20 protein-coding genes are annotated in these 24,693 nt (G+C 66.0%); 15 read left to right on the forward strand and 5 right to left on the reverse strand.

Annotated elements, in window-relative coordinates:
- A partial coding sequence (locus GXY15_12870; GenBank protein ID NLV42101.1) for a hypothetical protein occupies positions 1-380 on the reverse strand: 380 nt, incomplete at its 3' end.
- A 365-nt stretch (positions 381-745) separates the two neighbouring features.
- On the opposite strand from GXY15_12870, the gene rpmH reads away from it, so the two are divergent.
- From rpmH to mnmE, 6 genes are read left to right on the forward strand one after another with little or no spacing between them, the layout of a single operon-like run.
- On the forward strand, positions 746-880 hold the full coding sequence (gene rpmH, locus GXY15_12875) for a 50S ribosomal protein L34 (protein NLV42102.1): 135 nt from the start codon (positions 746-748) through the stop codon (positions 878-880).
- Between the two features lie 23 nt (positions 881-903).
- Entirely contained in the window at positions 904-1,257 is a 354-nt protein-coding gene (gene rnpA, locus GXY15_12880; protein ID NLV42103.1) for a ribonuclease P protein component, read from the forward strand.
- Complete coding sequence (gene yidD, locus GXY15_12885; protein NLV42104.1) at positions 1,154-1,492, forward strand: membrane protein insertion efficiency factor YidD; 339 nt, start codon at positions 1,154-1,156, stop codon at positions 1,490-1,492. Before rnpA ends, yidD begins: the two co-directional genes overlap by 104 nt.
- Positions 1,493-1,530: 38 nt before the next feature.
- Entirely contained in the window at positions 1,531-3,381 is a 1,851-nt protein-coding gene (gene yidC, locus GXY15_12890) for a membrane protein insertase YidC (GenBank protein ID NLV42105.1), read from the forward strand.
- Between the two features lie 57 nt (positions 3,382-3,438).
- On the forward strand, positions 3,439-4,797 hold the full coding sequence (locus GXY15_12895; GenBank protein NLV42106.1) for a KH domain-containing protein: 1,359 nt from the start codon (positions 3,439-3,441) through the stop codon (positions 4,795-4,797).
- A 4-nt stretch (positions 4,798-4,801) separates the two neighbouring features.
- The gene (mnmE, locus tag GXY15_12900) at positions 4,802-6,175 is read left to right on the forward strand and encodes a tRNA uridine-5-carboxymethylaminomethyl(34) synthesis GTPase MnmE (protein NLV42107.1); all 1,374 of its coding nucleotides are present in this window, start codon (positions 4,802-4,804) and stop codon (positions 6,173-6,175) included.
- 400 nt (positions 6,176-6,575) lie between these two features.
- Here mnmE and GXY15_12905 read toward each other — a convergent pair whose 3' ends face one another.
- Positions 6,576-8,153 (reverse strand): aldehyde dehydrogenase family protein, encoded by a 1,578-nt coding sequence (locus GXY15_12905; GenBank protein NLV42108.1) that lies wholly within the window; start codon positions 8,151-8,153, stop codon positions 6,576-6,578.
- Positions 8,154-8,432: 279 nt separating this feature from the next.
- Between GXY15_12905 and sufB the strand changes: the two genes are divergently transcribed.
- From sufB to GXY15_12935, 6 genes are all read left to right on the forward strand, one after another.
- Positions 8,433-9,929 (forward strand): Fe-S cluster assembly protein SufB, encoded by a 1,497-nt coding sequence (sufB, locus tag GXY15_12910; GenBank protein NLV42109.1) that lies wholly within the window; start codon positions 8,433-8,435, stop codon positions 9,927-9,929.
- 2 nt (positions 9,930-9,931) lie between these two features.
- Positions 9,932-10,693: a Fe-S cluster assembly ATPase SufC gene (gene sufC / locus GXY15_12915; GenBank protein NLV42110.1), complete on the forward strand. Its 762-nt coding sequence runs from the start codon at positions 9,932-9,934 to the stop codon at positions 10,691-10,693.
- Between the two features lie 14 nt (positions 10,694-10,707).
- Positions 10,708-12,054, forward strand: a complete 1,347-nt coding sequence (gene sufD, locus GXY15_12920; GenBank protein NLV42111.1) for a Fe-S cluster assembly protein SufD — start codon at positions 10,708-10,710, stop codon at positions 12,052-12,054.
- A 1-nt stretch (position 12,055) separates the two neighbouring features.
- On the forward strand, positions 12,056-13,321 hold the full coding sequence (locus GXY15_12925) for a cysteine desulfurase (GenBank protein NLV42112.1): 1,266 nt from the start codon (positions 12,056-12,058) through the stop codon (positions 13,319-13,321).
- Positions 13,318-13,779, forward strand: coding sequence for an SUF system NifU family Fe-S cluster assembly protein (locus GXY15_12930; GenBank protein ID NLV42113.1), 462 nt, complete (start codon positions 13,318-13,320; stop codon positions 13,777-13,779). The genes GXY15_12925 and GXY15_12930 overlap by 4 nt, the downstream gene beginning before the upstream one ends.
- 457 nt (positions 13,780-14,236) lie before the next feature.
- On the forward strand, positions 14,237-18,382 hold the full coding sequence (locus GXY15_12935; GenBank protein NLV42114.1) for a PASTA domain-containing protein: 4,146 nt from the start codon (positions 14,237-14,239) through the stop codon (positions 18,380-18,382).
- Positions 18,383-18,587: 205 nt separating this feature from the next.
- On the opposite strand, the gene GXY15_12940 is transcribed toward GXY15_12935, so the two are convergent.
- A complete protein-coding gene (locus tag GXY15_12940; GenBank protein ID NLV42115.1) occupies positions 18,588-19,733 on the reverse strand; it encodes a radical SAM protein in 1,146 nt (381 codons plus the stop codon).
- Between the two features lie 481 nt (positions 19,734-20,214).
- Between GXY15_12940 and GXY15_12945 the strand changes: the two genes are divergently transcribed.
- The 3 genes from GXY15_12945 to GXY15_12955 are packed head-to-tail and all read left to right on the forward strand — an operon-like array spanning position 20,215 to position 24,117.
- Positions 20,215-20,562: a PilZ domain-containing protein gene (locus GXY15_12945; GenBank protein ID NLV42116.1), complete on the forward strand. Its 348-nt coding sequence runs from the start codon at positions 20,215-20,217 to the stop codon at positions 20,560-20,562.
- Positions 20,563-20,612: 50 nt separating this feature from the next.
- Entirely contained in the window at positions 20,613-22,709 is a 2,097-nt protein-coding gene (locus GXY15_12950; protein ID NLV42117.1) for a hypothetical protein, read from the forward strand.
- The gene (locus GXY15_12955) at positions 22,678-24,117 is read left to right on the forward strand and encodes a hypothetical protein (GenBank protein NLV42118.1); all 1,440 of its coding nucleotides are present in this window, start codon (positions 22,678-22,680) and stop codon (positions 24,115-24,117) included. Before GXY15_12950 ends, GXY15_12955 begins: the two co-directional genes overlap by 32 nt.
- On the opposite strand, the gene GXY15_12960 is transcribed toward GXY15_12955, so the two are convergent.
- Positions 24,108-24,443 (reverse strand): Na+/H+ antiporter subunit G, encoded by a 336-nt coding sequence (locus tag GXY15_12960; GenBank protein NLV42119.1) that lies wholly within the window; start codon positions 24,441-24,443, stop codon positions 24,108-24,110. The genes GXY15_12955 and GXY15_12960 overlap by 10 nt on opposite strands.
- On the reverse strand, positions 24,440-24,685 hold the full coding sequence (locus GXY15_12965) for a hypothetical protein (GenBank protein ID NLV42120.1): 246 nt from the start codon (positions 24,683-24,685) through the stop codon (positions 24,440-24,442). The genes GXY15_12960 and GXY15_12965 overlap by 4 nt, the downstream gene beginning before the upstream one ends.
- Positions 24,686-24,693 lie beyond the last annotated feature (8 nt).

Here is a 24,693-nt window from a genome sequence, read left to right on the forward strand (position 1 = left end):
CCGCCGCCCGCCGCCGTGAGCCAGCGCGGCAGGCCGCGCCCCGCCCCGGGGTCAAAGGAGGCGTAGCCCTCGCCGCCGTAAAGCCACTGGGTCACGTTCCAGATGAACTCGCCCCCCCACCGGGACAGGGAGAACCACGCCAGCGCCAGCATGACCAGGCACATCAGCGCGATGGAGAGGTAGAAAAGGCCCATGTTGTCCTGCCGGTGGGCCATGCTGGTCAGGTTGGCCGCCAGCCCGATCACCAGCACCATCACCACAATCACCGCCCACTGCACCAGGAAGGAGATCGTGCGGCTTTGGGCATAGCGCCGCGCCCAACGCACCACCAGCCGGGGATCCCCCGCCCGCAACCGGCCCGTTCCGTGCTGTTCCGTCATGGCTCTTCTCCGCGGTTGCCAAGGCCCGCGCCCCGGCGTGCCATAAGGATACCCACTTTCCCCGCCCAAGACAACACGCGGAAAAGGAAGGGGTGGACCGTCGGACAGGTCAGACCTGTCGGACCGGTCCGACCGGGGAGCGTTGTCCCCCGGACGCCATTTATTTGACTTGGGCGGCGGTAAACGGTACACTACACCGTCCAATCGCCCGACCCGGCGGAGGGTGCTTCTCTCTTTTTGGACGGATGCCCGGCGAGCATGCCCGGGATTTTTCCGTAAGCGCAGTATCAGGAACGGTGTGGGAGTGTGTGCGTTTTCAGCGGCCGCCGGGGTCACTCCCCCCAGGATGACATGAGGAACTCGTTGTGAAAAGGACGTTTCAGCCTTCAAATCTTAAACGCAAGCGGACGCATGGGTTCCGCGCCCGGATGGCCACCCCGGGCGGGCGGCGCGTCATTTCGGCGCGTCGTCGCAAGGGGCGGTACCGCCTGACGGTCTAGGGGTGCGCCCCCCCGACCCTGCGGTGTCCGGGGAGGGATTTCCCCGGTCGGCGCGCATCACGCGCCCCAAAGAATACGATTTTGTGTTCAAGAAGGGCCGGAAAAGCGTGGGCGCGCACTTCATCTGCTATCTTGCGGCGGATCCCGCACCGGAGCCCCGGCTGGGGCTGGCGGTGTCGCGCAAGGTGGGCAACGCGGTGGCCCGCAACCGGGTCAAACGCCGCATCCGGGACCTCTTCCGGCGGCGGCGCGCGGGGATGGCCGCAGGGACGCATGTCGTGGTGGTGGCGCGTCCGGGAAGCGCCGAGCTGGCTTCCGGGGCCTTCTTTGGGGAACTGGAAGGCCTGCTGCGCCGCGGGGGCGCGCTGGATGGCTAGGCTCCTGGTGGCCTGCATCCGGATCTACCAGCGGACGCTTTCGCCCCTTCTGGGCAACCACTGCCGGTTCTACCCGTCGTGTTCCCAGTATGCGGTGGAGGCCCTCCAGATCCACGGGGTGTTCCGGGGCACCGCCTACGCCGCGTGGCGGCTGCTGCGGTGCCAGCCCTTCTGCAAGGGGGGACACGACCCGGTGCCCGCGCCGCGGGCCCGGACGAAGACGGGCGGATTTTAGGGAGACAGCGATTGTTCGACGATGAGCAAGACAGGAAGATGCAGCGGAACCAGCTGCTGGCCATTGTGCTGATGGTCGCGCTGGTGCTGGTGTGGACGCAGTTTTTCATGCCGGCCCCGCCGAAGAAGCCCGCCCCGCAGACGCCTGTCACCGCCGAGATGCCGGCCGCGCCGGAAGATCCGGCGCAGACCCCCGAAACCGCCGACGCCCCGGCGGTGGACCCCGCCTCCCCCCTGTCGTGGCTGCCCCCCGCCGCCGACATGCCGGCGGACCCCGCAGCCGACGAGGTGACGCTCAAGAACGACCAGTTGGAGCTTGTCTTCACCCGCGTGGGCGCGCGGCTGAAGCGGGCCACGGTCATCCTGGGGAAAGAGGGGGAGGACTCCCGCCAGCTGGTGCCCCAGCCCAAGCCGGACACGCCCGACACCGCCGCCGAGTACCCTCTCGGACTGCGGTTTGGCGGGCAGTTCTGGGGGGACGCGGCCAACGACCGCCGATGGGACGCGGCGGTCTCGCCGGACGGCCTGGAGGCGGTCTTCACGCTGGAGGCCCCCGGCCGGGCGCGGGTGACCAAGACCTTCCGCCTCGGTGCGGAGGGGCACACGCTGGACACGCGGGTGGGGTTTGCGAACCTCGGGGCGGAGCCGCAGCTGCTCGGTCTGGACACGCGCGAGCCCGCCCTGGCCCTTCTCTGGGGGCCGGATGTGGCCTCGGGTGACCTGACCAAGGGCGCGTCCCAGCATTTCGTGTGGCGCGTGGGGGACGGCAACACCTACAAGGCGACCACGAAACTGGACGCGGCGGATCCGGTCGAGCGGATCATGTCGCCCGAGTGGGTGGCCGTCTGGAGCGCCTACTTCTGCGTGGGGCTCAAGCCGGAGTTCGCGGGCGGCCAGGGCTGGATTGAGGGGCGGGCCGGGGATTTTCTCGTGGGCGTCGGCGCGCCGCGCGAGGAGCTGGCCCCCGGCGCGGAGGCCGCCTGGGCCTACAAGGTGTACATCGGGTCCACGGCGGTGCGCGACATGGCGGCGGGGTGGCCGACCCTGCCGTCGGTGCAGCGCTTCTTCACCAGCGTGACCCTGATGGACAAGTTCGCCAAGGCCCTGCTCGTGGTCCTCAACTGGTGCCACGACCATGTCTGGGCGAACTACGGCATCGCCATCATCCTGCTGACCCTGCTCGTGCGGATCGCGGTGTTCCCGCTCACGTACAAGAGCATGCTCAGCATGAAGAGGATGCAGAAGCTCGCCCCGGAGCTGGAGCGCCTCAAGGCGGAGTGCGGCGAGGACCAGCAGGAGTTCCAGAAGCGGAGCATGGAGCTCTACAAGGAGCGCGGGGTCAACCCCCTGGGCGGCTGCCTGCCCCTGTTCCTCCAGATGCCCGTGTTTTTCGCGCTCTACCGCATGCTGTGGAGCGCCTTTGAGCTGCGGAGCGCCCCGTTCCTCTGGATCGCCGACCTGTCCGAGGCCGACCGCCTGTTCACGTTCCCGTTCACGATCCCGTTCATTTCGGTGGACAGCCTGAACCTGCTGCCCATTCTGAGCGCCGTGGCCATGTACGCCAGCCAGAAGATCATGCCCCCCTCGGGGCCGGTTCAAAACCCCCAGCAGAAACTGATGATGAACCTCATGCCGTTCATCTTCTCCGTGTTCATGTACAACCTGGCCTCCGGGCTGAACCTGTACATCCTCGTGAGCACGCTGCTGGGCATCGCCCAGAATTTTGTGATTCAGGGCGCGAATGTTTCCGTTGAACCCGTAAAAAAGCGGACCCCCAGAAAGGCGCGCCACTTCTACGACGCCGCCCAGGCCAAGAAACGCGAAATGGCCAAGGAAATCAGGCGTGAAAAGGAAGACAAGCGCTCCCGGAACCGGAAGGACAAGCCCTAGGCCGGCGGTCCGCGTTCCCCGCGCCCCCAAAGGGCGCGCATGGAGATGTGACAACCTATGAAATCGGTGGAAGCGCGCGGAAAAACCCGCGAGGAAGCCATTCAGGGCGCCCTCAGACAGTTGGGCGTCGAACTCTACGAAGTGGACAAGATCGAAATCCTGGACGAGGGGAGCCGGGGCCTCTTCGGCTTCGGCGCCCGGGACGCCCATGTCCGGCTGACCTGCCAGCACCTGCACGACACCCCCGCCCGCGCCGAGTCCGGCGGCGACCGCGGCGGCGACCGCGACCGTGACCGCGGACGAAGAGGCGGCCGGGGCCGCGACCGGGACAACCGCGGCGGCGAGCAGCCGCCGCGTGGACAGGGCGGGCAGGGTCAGGAGCGCCGCGACGGACGCCAGGGCGGCGGCCAGCAGTCCCGCGACGGCCAGTCCCGCGACGGCCAGTCCCGCGGACGCGGCGGCAATGAACAGAGCCGCGGCGGCAATGACGCCAACCGCGGCCGGGGACGCGACAACCGCGGCGGCGGCCAGCAGGGCGGCGGCCAGCAGGGCGGCGGCAATGCCCGCCCCCAGCAGCAGCGCCGGGCGGAGGCTCCCGCAGCCCCCGCGCGGGAGAACGCCCCGTCGGAGGACGTGGCGACGAAGCACACCAGCGTGCACGACGAGGCGCTTGACGCGCTGCGCCGCGCCGAGATGTTCGAGCAGGCCCTGGCCGACGGCGGCGCGGACGCGCCGGACACGGCGGCCGAGGACCGCGCCCCCCTTCCCCCGGCGCAGGCCGAGGAGCCCGTGGACCCCATCACGGACGAGCAGGGCGCGGAGGCGGCGGAGCTGCTGCGCGCGATGCTGGACAAGATGGGCCTGCCGGGCGAGGTCGCCTTTGTGCGCTCCGACGACGGCACGCCCCGCCTCGACGTCAAGTCGGAGCACACCCCCATGCTGATCGGGCGCAAGGGCCACACCCTGAACGCCCTCCAGTACCTCGTCAACCGGATGCTCACCAAGGGCGACACGGCGGAGAACACCGAGCGCCTCGTGGTGGACATTGAGGGCTATGTGGACCGGCGCCGCCAGTCGCTGGAGGACCTCGCCCGCACCATGGCCTCGCGGGCCAAGGAAAGCGGCCGCATCGTCCGCCTCAAGCCCCTCAGCCCCCAGGAGCGCCGCATCATCCACATGACCCTCCGCGGCGACGACGGCGTCACCACGGCCAGCCACGGGGACAGCCTCTACCGCGTCGTCAGCATCACCCCCGCCGGCGGCGCGGTGCCCCGGCCCGCCCGCGATCAGCGCGGCGGCGGCGGCGGCAACCGCTCCGGAAACGGCGGTTCGCGCCGCCGCAGGGGCGGCGGAGGCGGACAGCGCTCCGGCGAACGACGCCCTCAGGAGCAGGATCCGGGAACCCTGGGGGACTGACCCCATGTCCTCCGGGACCAACGACACCATCGCCGCGATCTCCACGCCCCCCGGCGAGGGCAGCGTGGGGATTGTGCGGCTGAGCGGGCCGGGCGCGGTGCGGACCGCCTCGGCCCTTTTTGTCTCCCCGCATGGACGGAGCCCCCTCACCCACCCGCGCCAGCGCGTGTTTCACGGCCACATCCACGACGCGGCGGGCCGCGTCCTGGACGAGGTGCTGCTCCACGTCATGCGCGCGCCCCGCAGCTATACCCGCGAGGACGTCGTCGAGATCAACGCCCACGGCGGCCCCGCGCCCCTGCGCGCCATCCTAGAAGAGGCCCTGCGGCGCGGCTGCCGCCTCGCCCGGCCCGGCGAGTTCACCCAGCGCGCCTTCCTTAACGGCCGCCTCGACCTCGTGCAGGCCGAGGCCGTCATTGACCGCATCCGCGCCCGCACCGACGCCGCCCTCCGCGCCGCCAACGCGGCCGCCTCCGGCGAACTCTCCGCCGAGATGCGCCGCCTGCGCGAGACCCTGGCCGACGCCCTCGCCCGCGCCGACGCCGCCGTGGATTTCCCCGACGAGGATCTGCCGGAACTGGTGGACGCCGCGTTTTTCGACCGGCTCCGCGGGGCCGCGGAGGACATGCGGCGGCTCCTCGGCACCGCCCGCGCCGGACGCCTCTACCGCGAGGGCGCCGAGGTCGCCGTCATCGGACGGCCCAATGTCGGCAAGTCCAGCCTCTTCAACGCCCTCCTGCGCGACGCCCGCGCCATCGTCTCCCCCACCCCCGGCACCACCCGCGACGTCCTCGGCGAGCAGGCCCAGTTCGGCGGCGTGCCCGTCCGCCTCGCGGACACCGCCGGCATCCGCGACGCCGACAACGACATCGAACGCCAGGGGGTGGACCTCGCCCGGCGCGCCCTCCGCTCCGCCCAGGTGATTGTGCTCGTCCTCGACGCCGCCGACGGATGGACCTTGGAGGACCGCCTCCTCGCCGACGAGACCGCCGGCACCGTCCCCGTGATTCTGGCGGCGAACAAGACCGACCTCGCCCCCGCCCCGGCGGAGGGGCACGGGGACCTGGCCCCGCCCCTCGCCGTCTCCGCCAAGACCGGCGCGGGCCTCCGCGAACTCGAGGAGGCCCTTGCCGCCGCCCTCCTCGGCGGCGCCGCCCCCCGCGAGGGCGGCCCCCAGCTCACCCGCCTCCACCAGGAAGACAGCCTCCGCCGCACCCTCGAAAACGTCGAGCGCGCCCTTCACGCCCCCGAAGGCGCCCCCGAATGCCTCGCCGCCGACCTCCGCGCCGCCCTCCAGGCCCTCGGCGAAATCACCGGCGAAACCACCCCCGAAGACCTTCTCGACCGCATCTTCTCCTCCTTCTGCATCGGGAAATAGACGGTTGGGGTGAAACACGGTCTGCAAGCGCGGGAAAGAGGGCGCGGGGAAGAGGGCGCGGCAAGCGGCGCCCCTACATGCGCGCGCCGTGGGCATACGCGAAGAGATCAGGATCACCACCCGTAGGGGCGCCGCTTGACGCGCCCTACGCGCGCATGGCCAAGGCACACGCGAAGACGCCCGTTCACTCCCGTGGGGCGCCGCTTGCCGCGCCCCACGCGCGCATGACCAAGGCACACGCGAAGACGCCCGTTCACTCCCGTAGGGGAGCCGCTTGCTGCGCCCTGATCGGTGACCTTCCAGTGCATCAACCCGCGCCTTGGCGCGGACATGAGGTCATCGGTCTCTGTCCGGCAACCACCGGTCAGGAATCGCGCCGGTCAGTGATTGGCCCGGGGGATTACAGCCGGTTTTTCCAGGAGTGGATTTCCATCTTGAGGCCGGTCCAGGCGATGCCGAGGAGGCCGCCGATGCCGGGTTTGAAGGCGGACTCGAAGACCTCCATGAGCAGGGCGAACTTGGCCGGGGAGTAGGGGAACCAGTAGGACTCCAGGCGGGGGCTCTGCCGGTCTATGAGGATGGACTTGACGTTGGAGAAGGAGTGGAGGCCGAAGTGCCCCTTGTAGCGGCCGAAGCCGCTTTCCTTGATGCCGCCGAAGGGCAGCGCGGGGCTGGCCAGGGTGGCCATGACGTTGTTGATGGACACGTTGCCAGTGACCAGGGCGCGGGCGACGCGCTCGGCGCGGACCAGGTCGCGCGACCACACGCTGGACGCCAGCCCGTAGGGCGAGTCGTTGGCCATGCGGATCACCTCGTCCTCCGTCTTGAAGGGGGTGACGGTGACCACGGGGCCGAAGGTCTCGTTCCACTGGATGGGCATGTCGTTGGTGACGTTGCTGACGATGGTGGGGGGCAGGACATGCGACCCGGGGGCGCGTTTGCCGCCGGTGACGATGACCGCGCCCATCTTGACCGAATCCTCGAGCTGCCGCTCGATCTCCTGGATCTGGAACTCGGCGGTCATGCAGCCCATCGTCAGCTCTTCCTCGTTCTCCCGTGCCTTGGGATTGTCGAGGGTGACGATGCGCTCGGCCTTCTCCTTGAGCAGCTTGAGGAAGGGCTCGTAGATCGTGTCCTGCACGAAGATGCGCTCAACGGAGGTGCAGGTCTGGCCGCAGTTGGCCATGCCGCCCCAGAGGGCGCCGTTGACCGTCCGCTCCAGGTTCACATCGTCGAAGACGATCATGGGGTCCTTGCCGCCCAGCTCCAGCTCCAGCGGGATCAGCAGGTCCGCCGCGCGGGCCATCACCTTCTTCCCCGCGCCGACGCTGCCGGTGAAGAATATCTTCGCGGGCTTCGCGTCAATGAGCAGGTTGGCCGTCTTGCGGGTGGCGTAGACCACCTGGACGGCGTCCTTCATGAACCCGCTGCCCTCGATGATCTCCTCCAGCAGGCCCTTGAGGGGCGTCTCCTTGGAGGGCTTGAGGATGACCGCGTTCCCCGCCGTGAAGGCGCAGGTGATGGGGAGGAAGGACAGGTTGAAGGGGTAGTTCCACGGGGAGATGATGAGCACGGGGCCGAGGGGCTCGTAGACCACCTTGGACTTCTTGCCGAAGAGCAGGACCGGCGTGGGGGCGCGCTGGTCCTTCAGCATGCGCACCGCGTGCTTCTCATAGTAGGTGATGAGGTCCACCGCGGGGAAGACCTCCATCGCCAGAGCGTCAAAGAGGCTCTTGCCCGTCTCCAGCGAGATTTTCCGGGCGATCTCGCGCCGGTTCGCCAGCAGGTAGGCCTTCAGCTTGCCGAGTTCCGCCACCCGCTGCGCCACGCTCATGGCGGCGATCTTCGGGTAAACGGCGCGGGCGCGCGCGTAGACCTGGTCCACCTCCTCCGGCGTGGGCTCGGGGAACGTGTAGAGCGCCTCCCCGTTCCGGGGGTTGCACACGGTGACCAGCGAATCGTTTGCCGCATCGGACATGACAGGAACTCCCTACGTGTTGCCGCCTGAAACCCGTCCAAGGCTTGCCCGGCGCCCCCGCCGCGTGACACAATACGCGGTCCGGGCGGGCCGTTCCCTCCGGCGGGGGGGCGAAACCCCGAAAACCCGGGAAAACTCTAGCAGAACCGGGCCTTCCGGTTCACGCGCGGGGCCTCCCGGGGAATACGGAGCCCGTAACTCGCTGTTGCAGAAGGGCGTAGCGAAGCATCCCCCGGCCCTTCCGGGGGCGTCCCATCCGGCGACCGGCGGAGATTCACCATGAGCGACCCAAAAGACACCCTGGAGACCGCAGCCTACGGCGGGTCCCGCGTGGAGCGGAGCAACCAGGAAGTCGCCGACCTCGCCTCCGGGGAGTACAAGTACGGCTGGTCCACCGACATCGAGGCGGACACGCTGCCGAAGGGGCTGAACGAGGATATTATCCGCGCCATCTCCGCGCGCAAGCGCGAGCCGGAATGGATGCTGGAATGGCGGCTGAAGTCCTACCGCGCATGGCTGGGCATGAGCGATCCGACCTGGGCCAAGGTGGTTTACGAGACCCCGAGCTTCCAGGAAATCAGCTACTACTCGGCGCCCAAGCAGAAGCCCCAGGCGCAGAGCCTCGACGAGGTGGACCCGAAGCTCCTGGAGACCTTCGAGAAGCTGGGCATCCCCCTGGACGAGCAGAAGCGGCTGGCGAATGTGGCCGTGGACGCCGTGTTTGACAGCGTCTCCGTCGCCACCACGCACCGCGACATCCTGGCGAAGCGGGACATCCTTTTCTGCCCCATCTCCGAGGCCGTGCGCGACCACCCCGAGCTGGTGAAGAAGTACCTAGGCTCCGTGGTGCCCGCGGGCGACAACTTCTACGCTGCCCTCAACAGCGCCGTTTTCAGCGACGGGTCCTTCGTATACATCCCGCCGGGGGTGAAGTGCCCCATGGACCTGTCCACCTACTTCCGCATCAACGCCTCCGACACGGGGCAGTTCGAGCGGACGCTGATCATCGCGGACGAGGGGGCCGAGGTGCGCTATCTGGAGGGCTGCACCGCCCCCATGCGCGACGAGAACCAGCTCCACGCCGCCGTGGTGGAGCTGGTGGCGCACAAGAACGCCACCATCCGCTACGCCACCGTGCAGAACTGGTACGCCGGCGACGAGGAGGGCAAGGGCGGCATCTACAACTTCGTGACCAAGCGCGGGAAGTGCGCGGGCGAGAACGCGCACATCTCGTGGACCCAGGTGGAGACCGGGTCGGCCATCACCTGGAAATACCCGAGCTGCCTGCTGATGGGCGACAACTCCGTGGGCGAGTTCTACTCCGTGGCCCTGACCAGGGGCCGCCAGCAGGCCGACACGGGCACAAAAATGATCCACCTCGGGAAGAACACCCGCAGCACGGTCATCTCCAAGACCATCTCCGCCGGACACAGCGACAGCTCCTACCGGGGGCTGGTCAGCGTGATGCCCAAGGCGGAGAACAGCCGAAACTACACCCAGTGCGACAGCCTGCTCATCGGGAACGCCTGCGGCGCGCACACCTTCCCGCACCTGGACGTGCGCCACCCGTCCGCGTCGGTGGAGCACGAGGCGTCCACCTCGAAGATCAGCGAGGACCAGCTCTTCTACTGCCAGTCCCGCGGCATCGGGACGGAGGACGCCATCTCGATGGTCGTGAACGGGTTCTGCAAGGAGGTCTTCGACCACCTGCCGATGGAATTCGCCGTGGAGGCGTCCCGCCTGCTCAGCGTCAGCCTTGAAGGGAGCGTCGGATAATGCTGCTGGACATCCAAAACCTGCACGCCTCGGTGGCGGGGATCGAAATCCTCAAGGGGATCACCCTGCAAGTGAACGAGGGCGAGGTGCACGCCATCATGGGGCCGAACGGCTCCGGCAAGAGCACCCTGGCCCAGGTCCTCGCGGGCCACGAGGCCTACGACGTGGACCTGGAGAAGAGCCGGGTCTCCTACCTCGGCCAGGACCTCCTGGACCTGCCCGCCGAGGAGCGCGCCCGCGCGGGCGTCTTCCTCGCGTTCCAGTATCCCGTGGAGATTCCCGGCGTGACCAACCGCTCCTTCCTCCAGGCGGCGCTCAATGAGACCCGCAAGAGCCGCGGGCTGGAAGAGCTGGACGCCATGGACGTCGCGGAACTGCTGGAGGAGAAGATGGCGCAGGTGCAGATCCCCCCCGCGTTCGCGGACCGCTTCGTCAACTCCGGCTATTCCGGCGGCGAGAAGAAGCGCAACGAGATCCTCCAGCTCGCGGTGCTGGAGCCGCGTCTGGCCATCCTCGACGAGACGGACTCGGGGCTGGACATTGACGCCCTGCGCATCGTCGCGGAGGGCGTGAACCGGCTCCGCTCGCCGCACCGCGCGTTCGTCCTCGTGACGCACTACCAGCGCCTGCTGGACTACATCACCCCGGACTTCGTGCATGTCCTCTACAAGGGGAGGATCATCAAGTCCGGCGGGCGCGAGCTGGCGCTGGAGCTGGAGGAGAAGGGGTATGACTGGGTGAAGGCCGAACACGCGCAGGCGTGACAAGGAAGACTCCCGTGGCGGAAGTGAAGGAAAAACAGGCGGCGGCGGGCAAGGCCCCCTACCTGCGCGACATGGACCGGCTGGACAACACGTCCGCGCCGGCGTGGCTGCGCGCCCTGCGCGACGGCGGCGCGGCCGCCTTCATGGAGACCCCGTTTCCCCACACCAAGCTGGAGGCCTGGCGGCAGGTGAACGTCGCCCCGGTGGTGGAGACGCCTTTCACCACCCCGGTGCATGGGGATGCCCGGGCCGCGCTTGCGGAGGGGGACATCGCCCCCTGGACACCCGATGACGACGCGACGTGGGCGGTGTTCGTGGACGGCGTGCACGCGCCCGGACTGGGCCGCGCCGGGGCGCTGCCGGAGGGCTGCTTTGCGGGCAGTCTCCGCGAGGCCGCCGCGGGCGCGTGGACCGGCGAGATCGCGGGCCGCATCGGCGGCGCGGCGGGCACGCCGGACGTCTTCAGCGCCCTGAACACGGCCTTCGCCGGGGACGGCGCCTTCCTGTATGTCCCCAACGGCGTGGAACTCGCCGCGCCCGTGCATTTCCTTTTCGTCTCGGCGCGCACCGCCCCCAACCAGGCCGCGCATCCCCGCGTGCTGGTGGTGCTGGGGGACAACGCCCGCGCGAACGTCGCCATCGAGCATGTCGCGCTGGACGGCGCGCCCGCCCGGTTCAACAACGTGGTGGAGGAGATTTTCCTCGGGCAGGGCGCGGAACTGGTCCGCCAGGAGGTGATTGAGGAGGGGGCCGAAGGACGGCGTGTCGGCCTGGCGGCGGCGGTGCTCGGCCGCGACAGCCGCCTTTACTCGCACACCGTGGCGCTTTCGGGCGCGTGGGTGCGCGGGCAGACCCGGGTGCGCCTCGCGGGCGAGGGCGCGGAGGTCCACCTGAACGGCCTCTACCTGGGCCGGGGGACGGACTTCACGAACCACGACCTGCACATCCTGCACGACGCGCCCCACTGCGCGAGCCGCATCGCCTACCGGGGCATCCTGGACGGCGCGAGCCGGGCGGTGTTTGTGGGGAAGGTGCATGTGCCGCCCCACGCCCAGCAGACGGACTCCATGCAGCTCAACAAGAACCTGCTGCTGTCGCCGGACGCGCGCGTGGACACCAAGCCGCAGCTCGAAATCTACGCGGACGATGTGAAATGCACCCACGGGGCCACCGTGGGCGGGCACCCGGACGAGGTGGTCTTCTACTTCCGCAGCCGCGGCCTGGATGAGAAGACGGCCCGCGCCATGCTAACCTATGGGTTCGCCGGCGACATGATCGGAAACATCCCCAACCACGCGGTCCGCAAGCGCGCGGACCGGCTGGTGTTGGACCTGTTCAGCCCCGCGCCGGCCAAGAGGTAACATGGCCGTGACCGTCACAGACCCGCATTCCCCCGCCCCCGCGTCGCCCTTTGACGACATGGGGCGCGTCCGCGCGGCATTCCCCATCCTGTCCCGGCAGGTGCGGGGGAAGCCGCTGGCCTATTTCGACAACGCGGCGACCACGCAGAAGCCGGAGAGCGTCATTGACGCCATGTCGCGCTTCTACCGCGAGGACAACGCGAACGTCCACCGCGGCGTCCACCACCTGAGCCAGCGCGCCACGGACCTCTACGAGGAGGCCCGCCACAAGATCAACGTCTTCCTCGGCGCGCTCGTGGGCTGCGAGACCATCTTCACCCGCGGCGCGACGGAGGCCATCAACCTCGTCGCCAACAGCTTCGGCCGCGCGACGCTCCGGCCGGGCGACGAGATTCTCGTCTCCCACATGGAGCACCACTCCAACATCGTTCCGTGGCAGATGCTCCGCGAGACGACCGGCGCGGTCCTGCGCGTGATCCCCATCAACGACGACGGCGAGCTTCTCATGGATGAGTTCGACCGGCTGCTCAACGAGAAGACCAAGATCGTCGCCGTCACGCACGTGTCCAACGCCCTCGGCACCGTGAACCCGATCCCCGAAATCTGCCGCAAGGCCCGCGAGCAGGGTGCGCGCGTGCTGGTGGACGGCGCGCAGAGCGCCCCCCACATGCCCATAGACATGCAGGCCCTCGGCGCCGACTTCTTCGTCTGCGCCGGGCACAAGATGTACGGACCCACCGGCGTCGGCGTGCTCTACGGCCGCGCCGAAGCCCTCGACCGCATGCCCCCCTGGCAGGGCGGCGGCGACATGATCCTCTCCGTCACCTTCGAGAAAACGGTCTACGGCCGCATCCCCGGCAAGTTCGAGGCGGGCACCCCGCCCATCGCCGAGGTCATCGGCCTCGGCGCGGCGGTGGACTTCCTCACCGGCCTGGGCATGGGGAACATCGCGGCCCACGAGGCCGTCCTCCTCGACCGCGCCACCCGCGCCCTGCGCGATGTGCCCGGACTGCGGATCATCGGCAACGCCCGCGAGAAGGCCGGCGTCATCTCGTTCATCATGGACTGCGCCCACCCCCACGACATCGGCCAGATCCTCGACGGCGAGGGCGTCGCCGTCCGCGCCGGGCACCACTGCGCCCAGCCCGTCATGCAGCGCTTCGGCGTCCCCGCCACGGCGCGCGCCTCCTTCGGCCTCTACAACACCCCGGAGGAGGTGGACCGCCTGGCCGCCGCCCTCCTCAAGGTGAGGGAGCTTTTCTGCTGATGAGCGACCCCCGCGCCATGTACGAGCAGGTCATCCTCGACCACAACAAGAACCCCCGCAACTTCGGGCCCATGCCGGACGCCGACACCGTGGTGGACGGCTACAACCCCCTCTGCGGCGACACCATCAAGCTCTACCTCAAGTTCGACGGCGACACCATCGCCGCCGCCAGCTTCGACGGCCAGGGCTGCGCCATCGCCAAAGCCTCCGCCTCCCTCATGACCACCGTCGTCAAGGGAAAATCCCGCGCCGAGGCCGACGCCCTCTTCACCCTCTTCCACCACATGCTCAAGTCCGCCCCCGACACCCCCCTCGACGAGGCCGCCCTCGGCAAGCTCCGCGTCTTCTCCGGCGTCCGCGAATACCCCGTCCGCGTAAAATGCGCCACCCTAGCCTGGCACACCCTCCACGCCGCCCTCGGCGGCAACGCCGAAGACGAGCCCGTCACCACGGAGTAGAAATGATACCGGTGATGCGCACGTAAAGACGGGCCTGAGACCACCGATCGCTCTCCGGTCATTGGAAGCCTGTATCCAGGGAGGACTTGCGCCACGCACCAGGAAGTGGTATGGTACCTGCACTAGATCGGTTAGCCACCAGAGGAGACAAGAGATGATGAGGTTTTGGGATTCCGGCCAAGGGGATGCAAGAGCGGCTCGTGGAACCACAGGGCCGCTCTTCCGACTCGCATTGTTCACAGCAGTCCTTCTGTTTCAAGCGCACGGAACTGCGGATACGGTAACGGACCCCATACTGACGCTGAGCATGACTGATCCGGGTGCGGTGGGCTTCTCACACGACGGAACCACGATCGTCACTGGGTCTGCTGATGTTCCAGCGGCAGTTTTTTCAGTCCAATTGTGGGACGCCAGCACCGGTGCCCACAAACGCACCTTCTTGGGACACCAGAATCGGGTGGAGTTTGTCGAATTTTCCTTGGATGACACGCAGGTGTTGAGCGCCTCGCAAGATGGGACCGCCAAGATTTGGGACGTCGCTTCGGGCACCCTCGTTAGAACATTTGCGGGCCACTCAGCAGCGGTCATTTGTGCGCGGTTCTCCCCAGACAACACCCTCGTGGCCACGGCATCCATCGATAACATCGTGAAACTGTGGGACGTGGCGACAGGTCAGGCCATACGCACATTAACCGACAGCATGAGTGTGGCAAATGCCCGAGCCTCCGTTTCCTTCTCACCAGATGGTGCCCATTTAGCCACAGCCCAGCTTGATAATACAGCAAAGATATACAATGTTCATACAGGGGTTCTTGAGAAAAGCCTGTATGGACATGTCGGCATTTTATACAGCGTATCCTTCTCACCGGACGGACAGAAACTATTAACCACATCTCGCGATAAGACTGCGCGAATCTTCGACCTATTAACTGGCGATACCCTAAGTATATTGAGAGGACACACAGGGTACATTTATGTATCAGCATATTCTCCAAATGGAAAGCAAGTTGTTACAGCATCTTCGGATGGTACGGCGCGTGTGTGGAACGCAGACACGGCAGGAGAGATTCGCCGTTATGTGAAGCACAGCGAGAGTATATACGGGGTGTCATATTCCTACGATGGGGAAAAGATCCTCACCGGATCAAGCGATGATACCGTTCTTCTATGGGGCGCACCAGATGACCCAGAAGGCAGCATTGTGTATGTAAATTCATCTTCGAATTGCGCGTCTCCTGACGGATTGTCATGGGAGACTGCATTTAGCGTGTTGCAGGATGGAATAGACTCTGCTAAATATGGATCGTCACTGTGGGTGGCAGCGGGAGTCTATGTATCATCTGGCGCGCAAGTGATAACGATGAGGGAAGGTGTGGGGATGTATGGGGGATTCATCGGTAATGAGTCTGCATTAAGTGACCGCGATTACGAAGCTAACGATACTATTATTGATGGCGAAGGGCAGCGGAGATGTATTGTCGGGGCAGATAATTCAGTTCTTGACGGTTTTTCAGTTACGCGCGGGCATGTAAGTATAGTCGGCTCGTTGGCGACAGGCGGAGGTATGTTGAATGACAATTCTTCTCCAATCATTAGAAACTGCTCATTCTCAAACAATCATGCAATCGCAATTCTAGGAAGTCTGCAAGATGGACCAAATGCAATAGGTGGCGGGATTGGACTCATCAATAGTTACCCCGTGATTACTAATTGTCAGTTTATTTCTAATTCCGTAACAGGTGCAGACGGTAAGGAGTCAGCATCTGGGGCGGCTGGCGATGGTGGGTCAGCTTACGGTGGCGGTGTTGGTGGCGGATATCCTCTAATTTCCCAGTGCTCGTTTATTGGGAATTCAGCCACAGGGGGAAAAGGAGGGAACGGCTTCCAGTACGGCGGCTGGGGAGGGAGCGCAGGTGGAGGGGGTTTATATGCTAACAATGCAGTAGTTGAACGATCTATATTTAATGATAACACCGCTCTCGGTGGAAGAGGAGGTGCAGGTGTTGGCGCATATATCGGCCGTGGTGGTCCAGGGGGTGACGGTCTAGGCGCAGCCGGATACTTTACTGGGACCGTGTCCAATAGTATCTTCTCCTATAACACGGCATCCGGTGGTAATGCAGGAAGCGGCGCAGAATATGGAGACGTTGGTGGCGATGGTCTGGGTGGCGCACTGTTTTCTGCGGAGAGCATAGATCTATTTCATTGTACCACTACTGAAAACAAGGTCATCGCTGGACAGAGCACACAGCCGGCCGCGTTGCCAAGAGGAGTGGTTGACGCGGGAGGGGTTTATGGTGCGGGCATCATCGAAAGTTGTATTCTGTGGAATGATACTCGATGGTATGCTTCGACTACATTTAAAGATGTTGATGAATTGGAAAGCGGAAGCGTACGGTATTCTTGCGTTGATGGCGTCACTAGCGGCTATGAAAGCATTTCGACAAATCCCCGGTTTGTATCAAGCACAGACCTACGTTTACAGACAACATCGCCGTGCATTGATCTTGGCATATGCACAGCCTACTCACAATATGATTATCTGGGCACCGTGCGGCCGCAAGGAGCACAATGCGATATGGGTGCTTATGAGTACTATAACGCTGTTGTAGTTCCTGATCTTTCTGCGCAGATGGAGGGTGAGGCACGCTCGCTAATCTTATTCTGCGGACTACGAGTGGGGTCTATAAGCTATGAGTATTCCGATGATGTACCGAGTGGGTGTGTTATTCGCCAGTATCCTGAAGCCGGCAGTTCAGTGGCACCATTCTCCAGCGTTCGCCTAGTTGTCTCTGATTCATTAGATGGCGTCGTGTATGTTGATTCGGAATGTGTGGCAACCTTACATAACGGTCGCTCATGGAATACCGCGTATGCTACTATACAAGAGGGGATTGATGCTGCCCGCGCGCATAGTGACTCGGAAATATGGGTTAGAAGCGGGACGTACACGTCTAATGGTGCGCCGGTAGTCAGAATGAAAGAAGGCGTGCACATCTACGGCGGATTTTCTGGAGATGAGCAGTCTCGCGATATACGAAACTGGACACAAAATAGAACTGTGCTAGATGGGCAGCATCTGGATCGTTGTGTAATTGGTGCAACTGGATGTACTCTCGATGGGTTTGTTGTAACAAGGGGATACGCTTCTGCGTCTACCTTGCCTGGCTTCGGCGGTGGAATGCTCAATCTTGGTGCTGCGCCAAAAATCTATAATTGCGTGTTTGTGGAAAATGTCGCAACAGTTGGTGGTGGGATCGCAGGCGTGGGACTGTCGGACGCAACAATTGCTAATTGTGTTTTTGTTGGGAACAGGGCAAGCTATGGTGGCGGCGTATCATGTACCAACTCATTTCCATTAATTGTAAACTGTACGTTATCTAAGAATGTGGCTGAGGGTTCCTCTGGCATTGGCGGTGGCGTGTGGAGTGATAGTGACTCTTTTCCAACGATTATGAATTGTATACTGTGGGGGAATACCGCAACTGGCGAAGGTTCTCAATTATGGAGCGAAGGACTAGTGGATTATGTAAATTATTCATGTGTAGAAGACTTGCCTGATATTGGCGGCTTTGGGAATATATCAAATGACCCCCTATTTGAGCATCCTGACAGCGATTATCGCTTAGGGTGCTCCTCCCCTTGTATTGACGCTGCTGCTTTGTTGCCGGAATTTTTTTGGGATATTTCGGGAGTACATCGTCCTATTGGAAGTGGTTATGACATGGGTGCGTACGAATATGTGCCCGACCCGTTCACACCACCAACTGGCTCCGTGAATATAAACCATGGTGCCGCATCGACCAATGTGCCGGAGGTCACTTTATCCTTGGCGTGGACCAACTGCGGTGGGTTTGGGGTGTCGCGCATGCGGTTCAGCAATGACGGTGCCACATGGTCGTCCTGGGAGCCTCTTTCTCAGTCGCGCGCGTATGTCCTGCCCTCCGGTGACGGGTACAAGACGGTGCGTGTACAGTATCTCGACAAGGTGGGGAACCGGTCTGCTGCGTTCAGCGATTTCATCCGTCTGGACACCACGCCCCCAACGGGCTCCATAGTCATTAACAACAACCGGTCCGCCACAAATAACCCGGTTGTCGCATTGAAACTCGGATGGTCCGACGGGGGTGGTTCCGGGGTGACCCGGATGCGCTTCAGTGACAATGGGGCAACGTGGACCCCTTGGAGTCCCCTGAAGGCATCACAGGCTTTCGTGGTTCCCGGTGGTGACGGGTATAAGACCATACGCGTCCAATACCGTGACGCCGCAAACAACACCTCGGCCACGTTTAGGGACTTCATCCGTTTGGATACCACACCCCCAACGGGATCCATCCTCATCAACGGTGGCGATTCCTCAACACGGGACCGCTGGGTGTCGCTGGCTCTCTCATGGGCAGACCCGGGCGGCGCAGGCGCTTCGAGAATGCGCTTCAGTATTGACGGTGCGACATGGAGCGGCTGGGAACCCTTGGCTGCCACCAAGGCGTATCAGCTTCCATCGGCACCCGGGTATTACACCGTGCGCGTCACCTATCGCGACGGTGCGGATAACATCTCGCAGCGTTTCAGTGATTACATTCGTCTCGATGTGCCTAACTAGAAACTGGGGCCCATACCCTGCTGTGTAGCGGATGGCCTTCCGCACCTCCTGCCGTTTCTTTGCATGTGTATCATCGCGAGGTTCTGCGGAGACAGTTTGTTGAGAGATGGCTTCGTTGCATCCCGCAAGGCCGCCGGGACGGCGGCGCTACGGCGGGAGGTCCTGCTTGCACGGGGACGGCCGTTGACGGCGCGATGTCTCCCCTCTACTCCCCCTCCCCCTCGGGGTCGCGCATGGTTTTGTGCTCGAGGAAGCAGCAGCCGGGGCACATGGCGAAGAGGCGGGTGCGGCAGGTTTGGCGGAAGGCGCGCATCTCGGGGTTGTTCCAGAGTTCCTGGAGGGTCTGCTCGCGGACGTTGCCGACGCGCTTGATCCAGCAGGAGTAGGCGGCGCCCTGGCGGCCGATGAACATCGTGTTCCACGCGTTGCGGCAGGTGTAGTCGGCGAGGCGGATGCCGGTGTCGTAGTAGCGGATGAGCTCGGAGACGGGCATGCGCGGCAGGCGCAGGGCGACCCCGGCGTCGCGGGCGGCGTCGCGGGTGCGGTCGAGGGCCTCGGCGAGCTGTTTGGGGTCAATGCGGGGCCAGGAGAGGTCGCCGGGGCGGAACGACGCGGGGTCGGCCTCGCCGAGGCCGGGAAGGTCGTGCATGCGGGTTTCGGTGACGAGGTTGAGGACATCGGCGCCGGCGGCGGCGGCGACGCGGGGCATCTCGTGGAGGACATGGACGCTGGCCTGCTGGAGCACCGTGGTGACGTGGATGCGCGGGCAGGCCCTGCGGGCGGCGGTCCGCGCGGCGCGCAGGGCGGCCATGCCCGCCATGGTGCGCTCAAAGGCGCCCTTCATGGACCGGATCTCGTCGTGTAGGTCGCCGGGGGCCTCAATGGAGGTGCCGACGAAGTTGAGGCCGAGGCCGCCCGTCCGGCGCGGGGCGAGGGCGGCGAGCTGCGCGGCGCGCTCCTCCGTGAGCAGGGTGGCGTTGGTGATGACATGGGTCCGGCACCGGCGCGAGGCGCTCTCCAGCAGCTCCCCGATGTCCTTGCGGAGGAGGGGCTCGCCCCCCGTGAAGGTGACGAGGCAGAAGCGGTGGCACTGGCTGATGACCCGGAGCCATTCCTCGGTCGTCAGTTCGCCGTCCTTCTGCGCGCCGGCGGGGGTGTTCTCCAGGAAGTCCAGGTACTGGCACATGCGGCAGCGCAGGTTGCACCGCCGGGTCATCTCGAAGAAGTAATGCCACGCGGGAAAGGCGCGGCCCGACGCGAAGAAGCGGCGGGGCACGGCGCTGTAAAAGCGCTGCGCGGCCTCATACAGCCGCGCCGCGCTCAGCATCTCCCGGAAATCACTGTCCGCCATCCGTCATCCTTCCGAAGGTCCGTTGCGGAAACACCCAAGCGGGGGTTCCGATTTCATGATGGGGCATTATAGCCCGGATCGTTGGGGGAGCGGCGGTTTCGGTGTCCGCGCGGGGGCGCGCATGGACGAGATGGACGGAATGGACGAGATGGACGGAATGGACAGAATGGACGATATGGACGAGATGGACGAAATGGACGGAATGGACAAGGAATGAGGCCACCTGCGTCGGATCTGTCCTCCGGGTCCATCCTGTCCATATCGTCCATTCTGTCCATTTCGTCCATTCTGTCCATATCGTCCACCCGGCCCGGCCCGGGGCGCGGGCTGCGGCCACCGTCCGCCGCCCGTCCTGCTCATTTTTCGCATTACCCCCTTACAAATGGGCGGAATTTATGTTATGCTCTTAGGGGAAGGGATTTGGCCACGGGAGGCTGTGCGGCTGTCCGCGTCCGCGCGGGCGCAGGAGAGGAACGGGCGCGTGGTCAAGGCGAGAACGGAACAGCGGGACTCGGACCGGGTGCGCGTCGCCGCGCGCGTGGAGGTGCGCCTCCACAGCGGGGTGCTGGTGGAGGGGGGGGTGGTGGACCTGAGCGAGCGCGGCATCCTGATGGCCACGGAGCGGTCGCTGCCGCTGGACAGCCGGGTGCGCGTGCTCATCTGCCCGGAGGGCGGCCACGCCCGCGACGGGGTCTGCCTGGACGGCCGGGTGGCCCGCGTGGACATACGGGGGGTGGCCATCGCCTTCGCCCCGATGGATTCGATCGAACGGAAGCGGCTGCGGCGCATCATGGACACGGACGGGGAGGCCCCCTCCGGCGGCGCCTGAGGGCCGCGCCCCACAGAAGAACGCACGCCCTTACGGAGGAACCGACGGGGATGAACAAGAGACGGGTGCTTTTCGCGTTTGCGGGACTGCTGCTTGCGGGCGGCTGCGTTTCGGACCCCTCCACAGTGCGGGAAAAGGACGGCCAGCCCTACGGCGTCACGGACGGCGTGTTCCACGGGCGCTGGTGGAGCTACTACGAGCGGGGGACCTCCTATCTGGCGGGGGGCTTCCATGAGGAGGCGGCGGCGGACTTCGAGCAGGCGCTCAAGGGGCGCTCGCGCGACACCTGGCGCGCCCGCACCTACGGCCTGCATTTTGTGGAGTACTTCCCCGCCCGCGAGCTGGGCGTCTGCTATCTGCGTCTGGGGCGGCTGGACGAGGCGGAACAGCAGCTCCAGGAAGCCCTGGCCATGGTGGACACGGAGCGCGCCCATGCCCTTCTCGACGAGGTGAAAAAGGAGAAGATCCGCACGGGGGCGCTCAAGGACGACACCGCCCCCGCCCTCGCGGCGGACATGCAGCCCGCCCGCATCGTCTCCGAGCGCGAGCTGCCCGTCGAGGTGGCCGTCGCCGACGACACCGGCGTGGCCGAGGTTCGTGTGAACGAGCAGAAGGCCTTCCAGCGCGGCAGCCAGACGGAGATCAAGGTGAAGGAGACTGTCGAGCTGGACGAGGGCACGCACGAGGTGACGGTGACGGCGGTGGACCTGGCGGGCAAGGAGACGGAGCAGAAAACGACGGTGACGGTGGACATGACGGGGCCCACGCTGGGCATCTACATCCCCGTGGAGCCGACAGTCACGGGCGACCGCACCATCCTGCTGGAGGGCGCGGCGGTGGACACGAACGGCGTGAGCCGCGTGGCCGTGGACCAGCGGGTCGTGGCCGAGTCGGCGGGCGATCCGAAGCTGGCCTTCACCGCCGAGCTGCCCCTGGCCCCCGGCGAGAACACCTTCGTGGTGGCGTCGAACGACACGGCGGGCAACGAGACCCGCTCGGCGCTTAAGGTTTTCCAGGGCGACCCCGAGTCCGTGGAGGCCAAACTGTGGCTCCGGCAGCAGCGGCAGGACCGCGGCGGGCTGGTCTTCGCCTCCGCCGACGCGCCGCAGGTGCTGCTCCAGCTCGCGCAGGAGGCCGCCCCCGCGCCAGAGGACGGCGAAATCCGCCTGAAGTCGCCCCTGTCCGACAAGCCCTACCGACACAGCCGCGCGCTCATGGTGTCCGGCGAGGTCGTGGGGCCGCAGCCCCTCAAGTCCATCTCCATCAACGGCGTGCCCGTGGAGCCCCTGGCCAACGCGCCGAAGGAGAGTTTCACGCGGCGGCTTCCGCTGGAGACGGAGAAGGAGGGGCGGTTCCAGGTGGCCATCCGCGCCGAGGACGCCACCGGGAAGGTGCTGGAGAAGTCGGTGGACGTGGAGGTGCGCCCCGTGGCGCTGAACACCGTCGAGAGCCGGATGCCCGTGGCCGTGCTGGCCTTTGCCGGGCCGGGGGTGGACGAGGGGGCGGCGTTCGCCCTCCGCGCGGAGACCGAGGCCGCCGTGACGCTAAAGGGGCGGTTCCGCTGCCTCGAGCGCGCGCAGCTCCAGCAGGTGCTCACGGAGCAGCAGCTCGCCCAGGCGCTGGCCGACCCCAATCAGGCCATCGCCCTGGGCCGCCTCACGAACGCCCAGATTTTCCTGACCGGCGAGCTGTTCCCCCGCGACGGCAAGGGGCTCGAGGTCAAGCTGCGCGTCATCAGCACGGAGACCTCGGACATCGTGTCCATCCTCGACGCGTTCATCGCCGACGCGTCGGACCCGGCGCAGGTGAAGCAGGCGGCGGCGGCGCTGTCGGCGCAGCTGGAGGCGATGTACCCGAAGCTGTCCGGCGAGGTGATGGCCGTGCGCGGCGCGGGCGCGGGCGCCGAACTGCTCTTGAACTGGACCAAGGAGGACGGCGTGCGGCAGGGCGCGTACCTGCTGCTTGTGAACGAGACGCCGGCCTGGGTGGACGAGACGACCGGCGAGGTGCTCGCGCCGCCGGAGTATGTGCCCGTGGGCCGCGCCCGGATCGAGAGTCCGGGCGACACCGGCACGCGCGCGAAGACGCTTGACCTTCAGCAGGAGGGTGCGACGATTGAAAAAGGCATGCCCGCTGTCACGATGTGACGCCCCGTTCCGGCGGCCGGGGATCGCGCTGCTGGCCGTGCTGGCCGCGGCGGCCCTCGCGCCGTGCGCCGGGGCGCAGTCCGTCAACATCACGTCCTCCCCGAACGTGGTGGGGAGCGGCGCGCGCGCCCTGGGCATGGGCGGCGCGTTTGTGGCCGTGGCCGACGACGCCACGGCGGCCTCGTGGAACCCCGGCGGGCTCACCCAGCTGGAGCGCCCCGAGTTCTCGCTGGTCTACGACTTCAAGTGGGACGGCGAGGAGTTCTCCTCGGACCGGCACCCCGAGATGGACGAGGGCCACAGCCTCAGCCTGAGCGGCCTGAACTACATGAGCGCGGTCTACCCCCTGCCCTTCGCGCCCGGGGGCCGCAACCTCGTGGTGAGCCTGAGCCTCCAGCGCAAGTTCGACTTCGACCGCCGGCTGAAGTTCCGCTACAACGGCATCGTCCCCGCCGGGGGCGCCGCGGCCCTGTTCTCCTCCCTCGTGGATTACCGGCAGGAGGGCCAGCTCTCCAGCCTCTCGCCCGCCGTCGGCTTTGAGATCACCGAGGAGCTGTCCCTGGGCCTCGTGGTCAACCTGTGGAACGAGGACATCATCCCGAACAACGAGTGGAAGTCCGTCTCGGAGCAGCGCGTCCTGAGCCGCATCCTGGGCGGCTTCGCCACCAACACCCTCTCCCGGACCATTGAGCGCCACAAGAACTTCCACGGCATCAACTACACCGCCGGCGCGCTGTACAAGCCCGACGACCGGTGGAGCTTCGGCCTGGTCTACCACACCCGCTTCACCGCCGGGGTGGACTACGAGCAGTCGCAGGAGGTGCGCGTGGGCGGCGTGCGCGGCATGCTCCGCACCGGGTCGCGCCACAAGGAGATCACCTTCCCCGACGCCGTGGGCGCGGGCGCGGCCTACCGCTTCCCCAACGACAAGCTCACGCTTTCCTTCGACGTGACGCGCCGGTCGTGGGACCAGTTCGTGATCCATGACAAGCGCAACCGGAACCCGCGCCTGCGCAAGGTGTGGGGCGTGTCGGGCCTGGACACGGACGCCCACGACATGGACGCCGTGTGGACCGTGCGCGCGGGCGCCGAGTATGTGTTTGTGGACGCGCGGAAGCCCGTGCAGAACATCCTGCCGAGCGTGCGCGCCGGCGTGTTTTACGACCCCGAGCCCGCCAGCGGCCGCCGGGACGGCTTCCTCGGCCTGAAGCGGGGCGACGGGTCGCCGGACAACTACTACGGCGTCACGCTGGGCCTGGGACTGCTGCTGTACGACCGCGTGAACCTGGACCTGGCCTACGTCTACCGCTGGGGCGACGACAACCGGGTGGACACCTTCGGGTTCTCGGGCACGCGCGCCGATGTGGACCAGCACACCGTCTACCTGTCCACGGTCATCTACTTCTGATCCCGCGGGCCGCCGCGTCCCTCGTCCACGATGGAGCGTTTCCAGAGGGGCACGCCCACCTGGTAGGCCGCGCGCCCGACGAGGTGCGCCGCCACGGGGGCGGTGAGGAAGATAAACACCACGATGAGGGAGGCCCGCACCGCGATGGCGAAGTCGCCGAAGTGCAGGGCGACCGCGACAATGGCGCAGGTGACGCCCAGGGTGCCGCTCTTGGTGGCGGCGTGCATCCGGATGTAGAGGTCGGGCAGGCGGACCACGCCCAGCGCGGCCAGGAACATGAACGCCGCCCCCGCAAGCATCAGCAGCTCGACCAGCATTTTGCTCATGGCTTCCCCCCCCTGGCCACGTAGTACGCGAAGGCCACCGTTCCCAGGAACGACACGACCGCGAGCACCAGGGCGTCGCGCATGTAGACGGGCTGGTCGAAGACCAGGGCGCACATGCAGATGATCCCCACCACCAGCGTGGAGATGAGGTCCAGCGCGACGACCCGGTCGGGGAGCGTCGGGCCGCGCAGGAGCCTTCCCACGGTCAGCAGCAGCGCGCCGCCCAGCAGCGCGGCGGCCATGTGCATCA

It is taken from the genome of Candidatus Hydrogenedentota bacterium (assembly GCA_012730045.1).
GTDB lineage: Bacteria > Hydrogenedentota > Hydrogenedentia > Hydrogenedentales > CAITNO01 > JAAYBR01.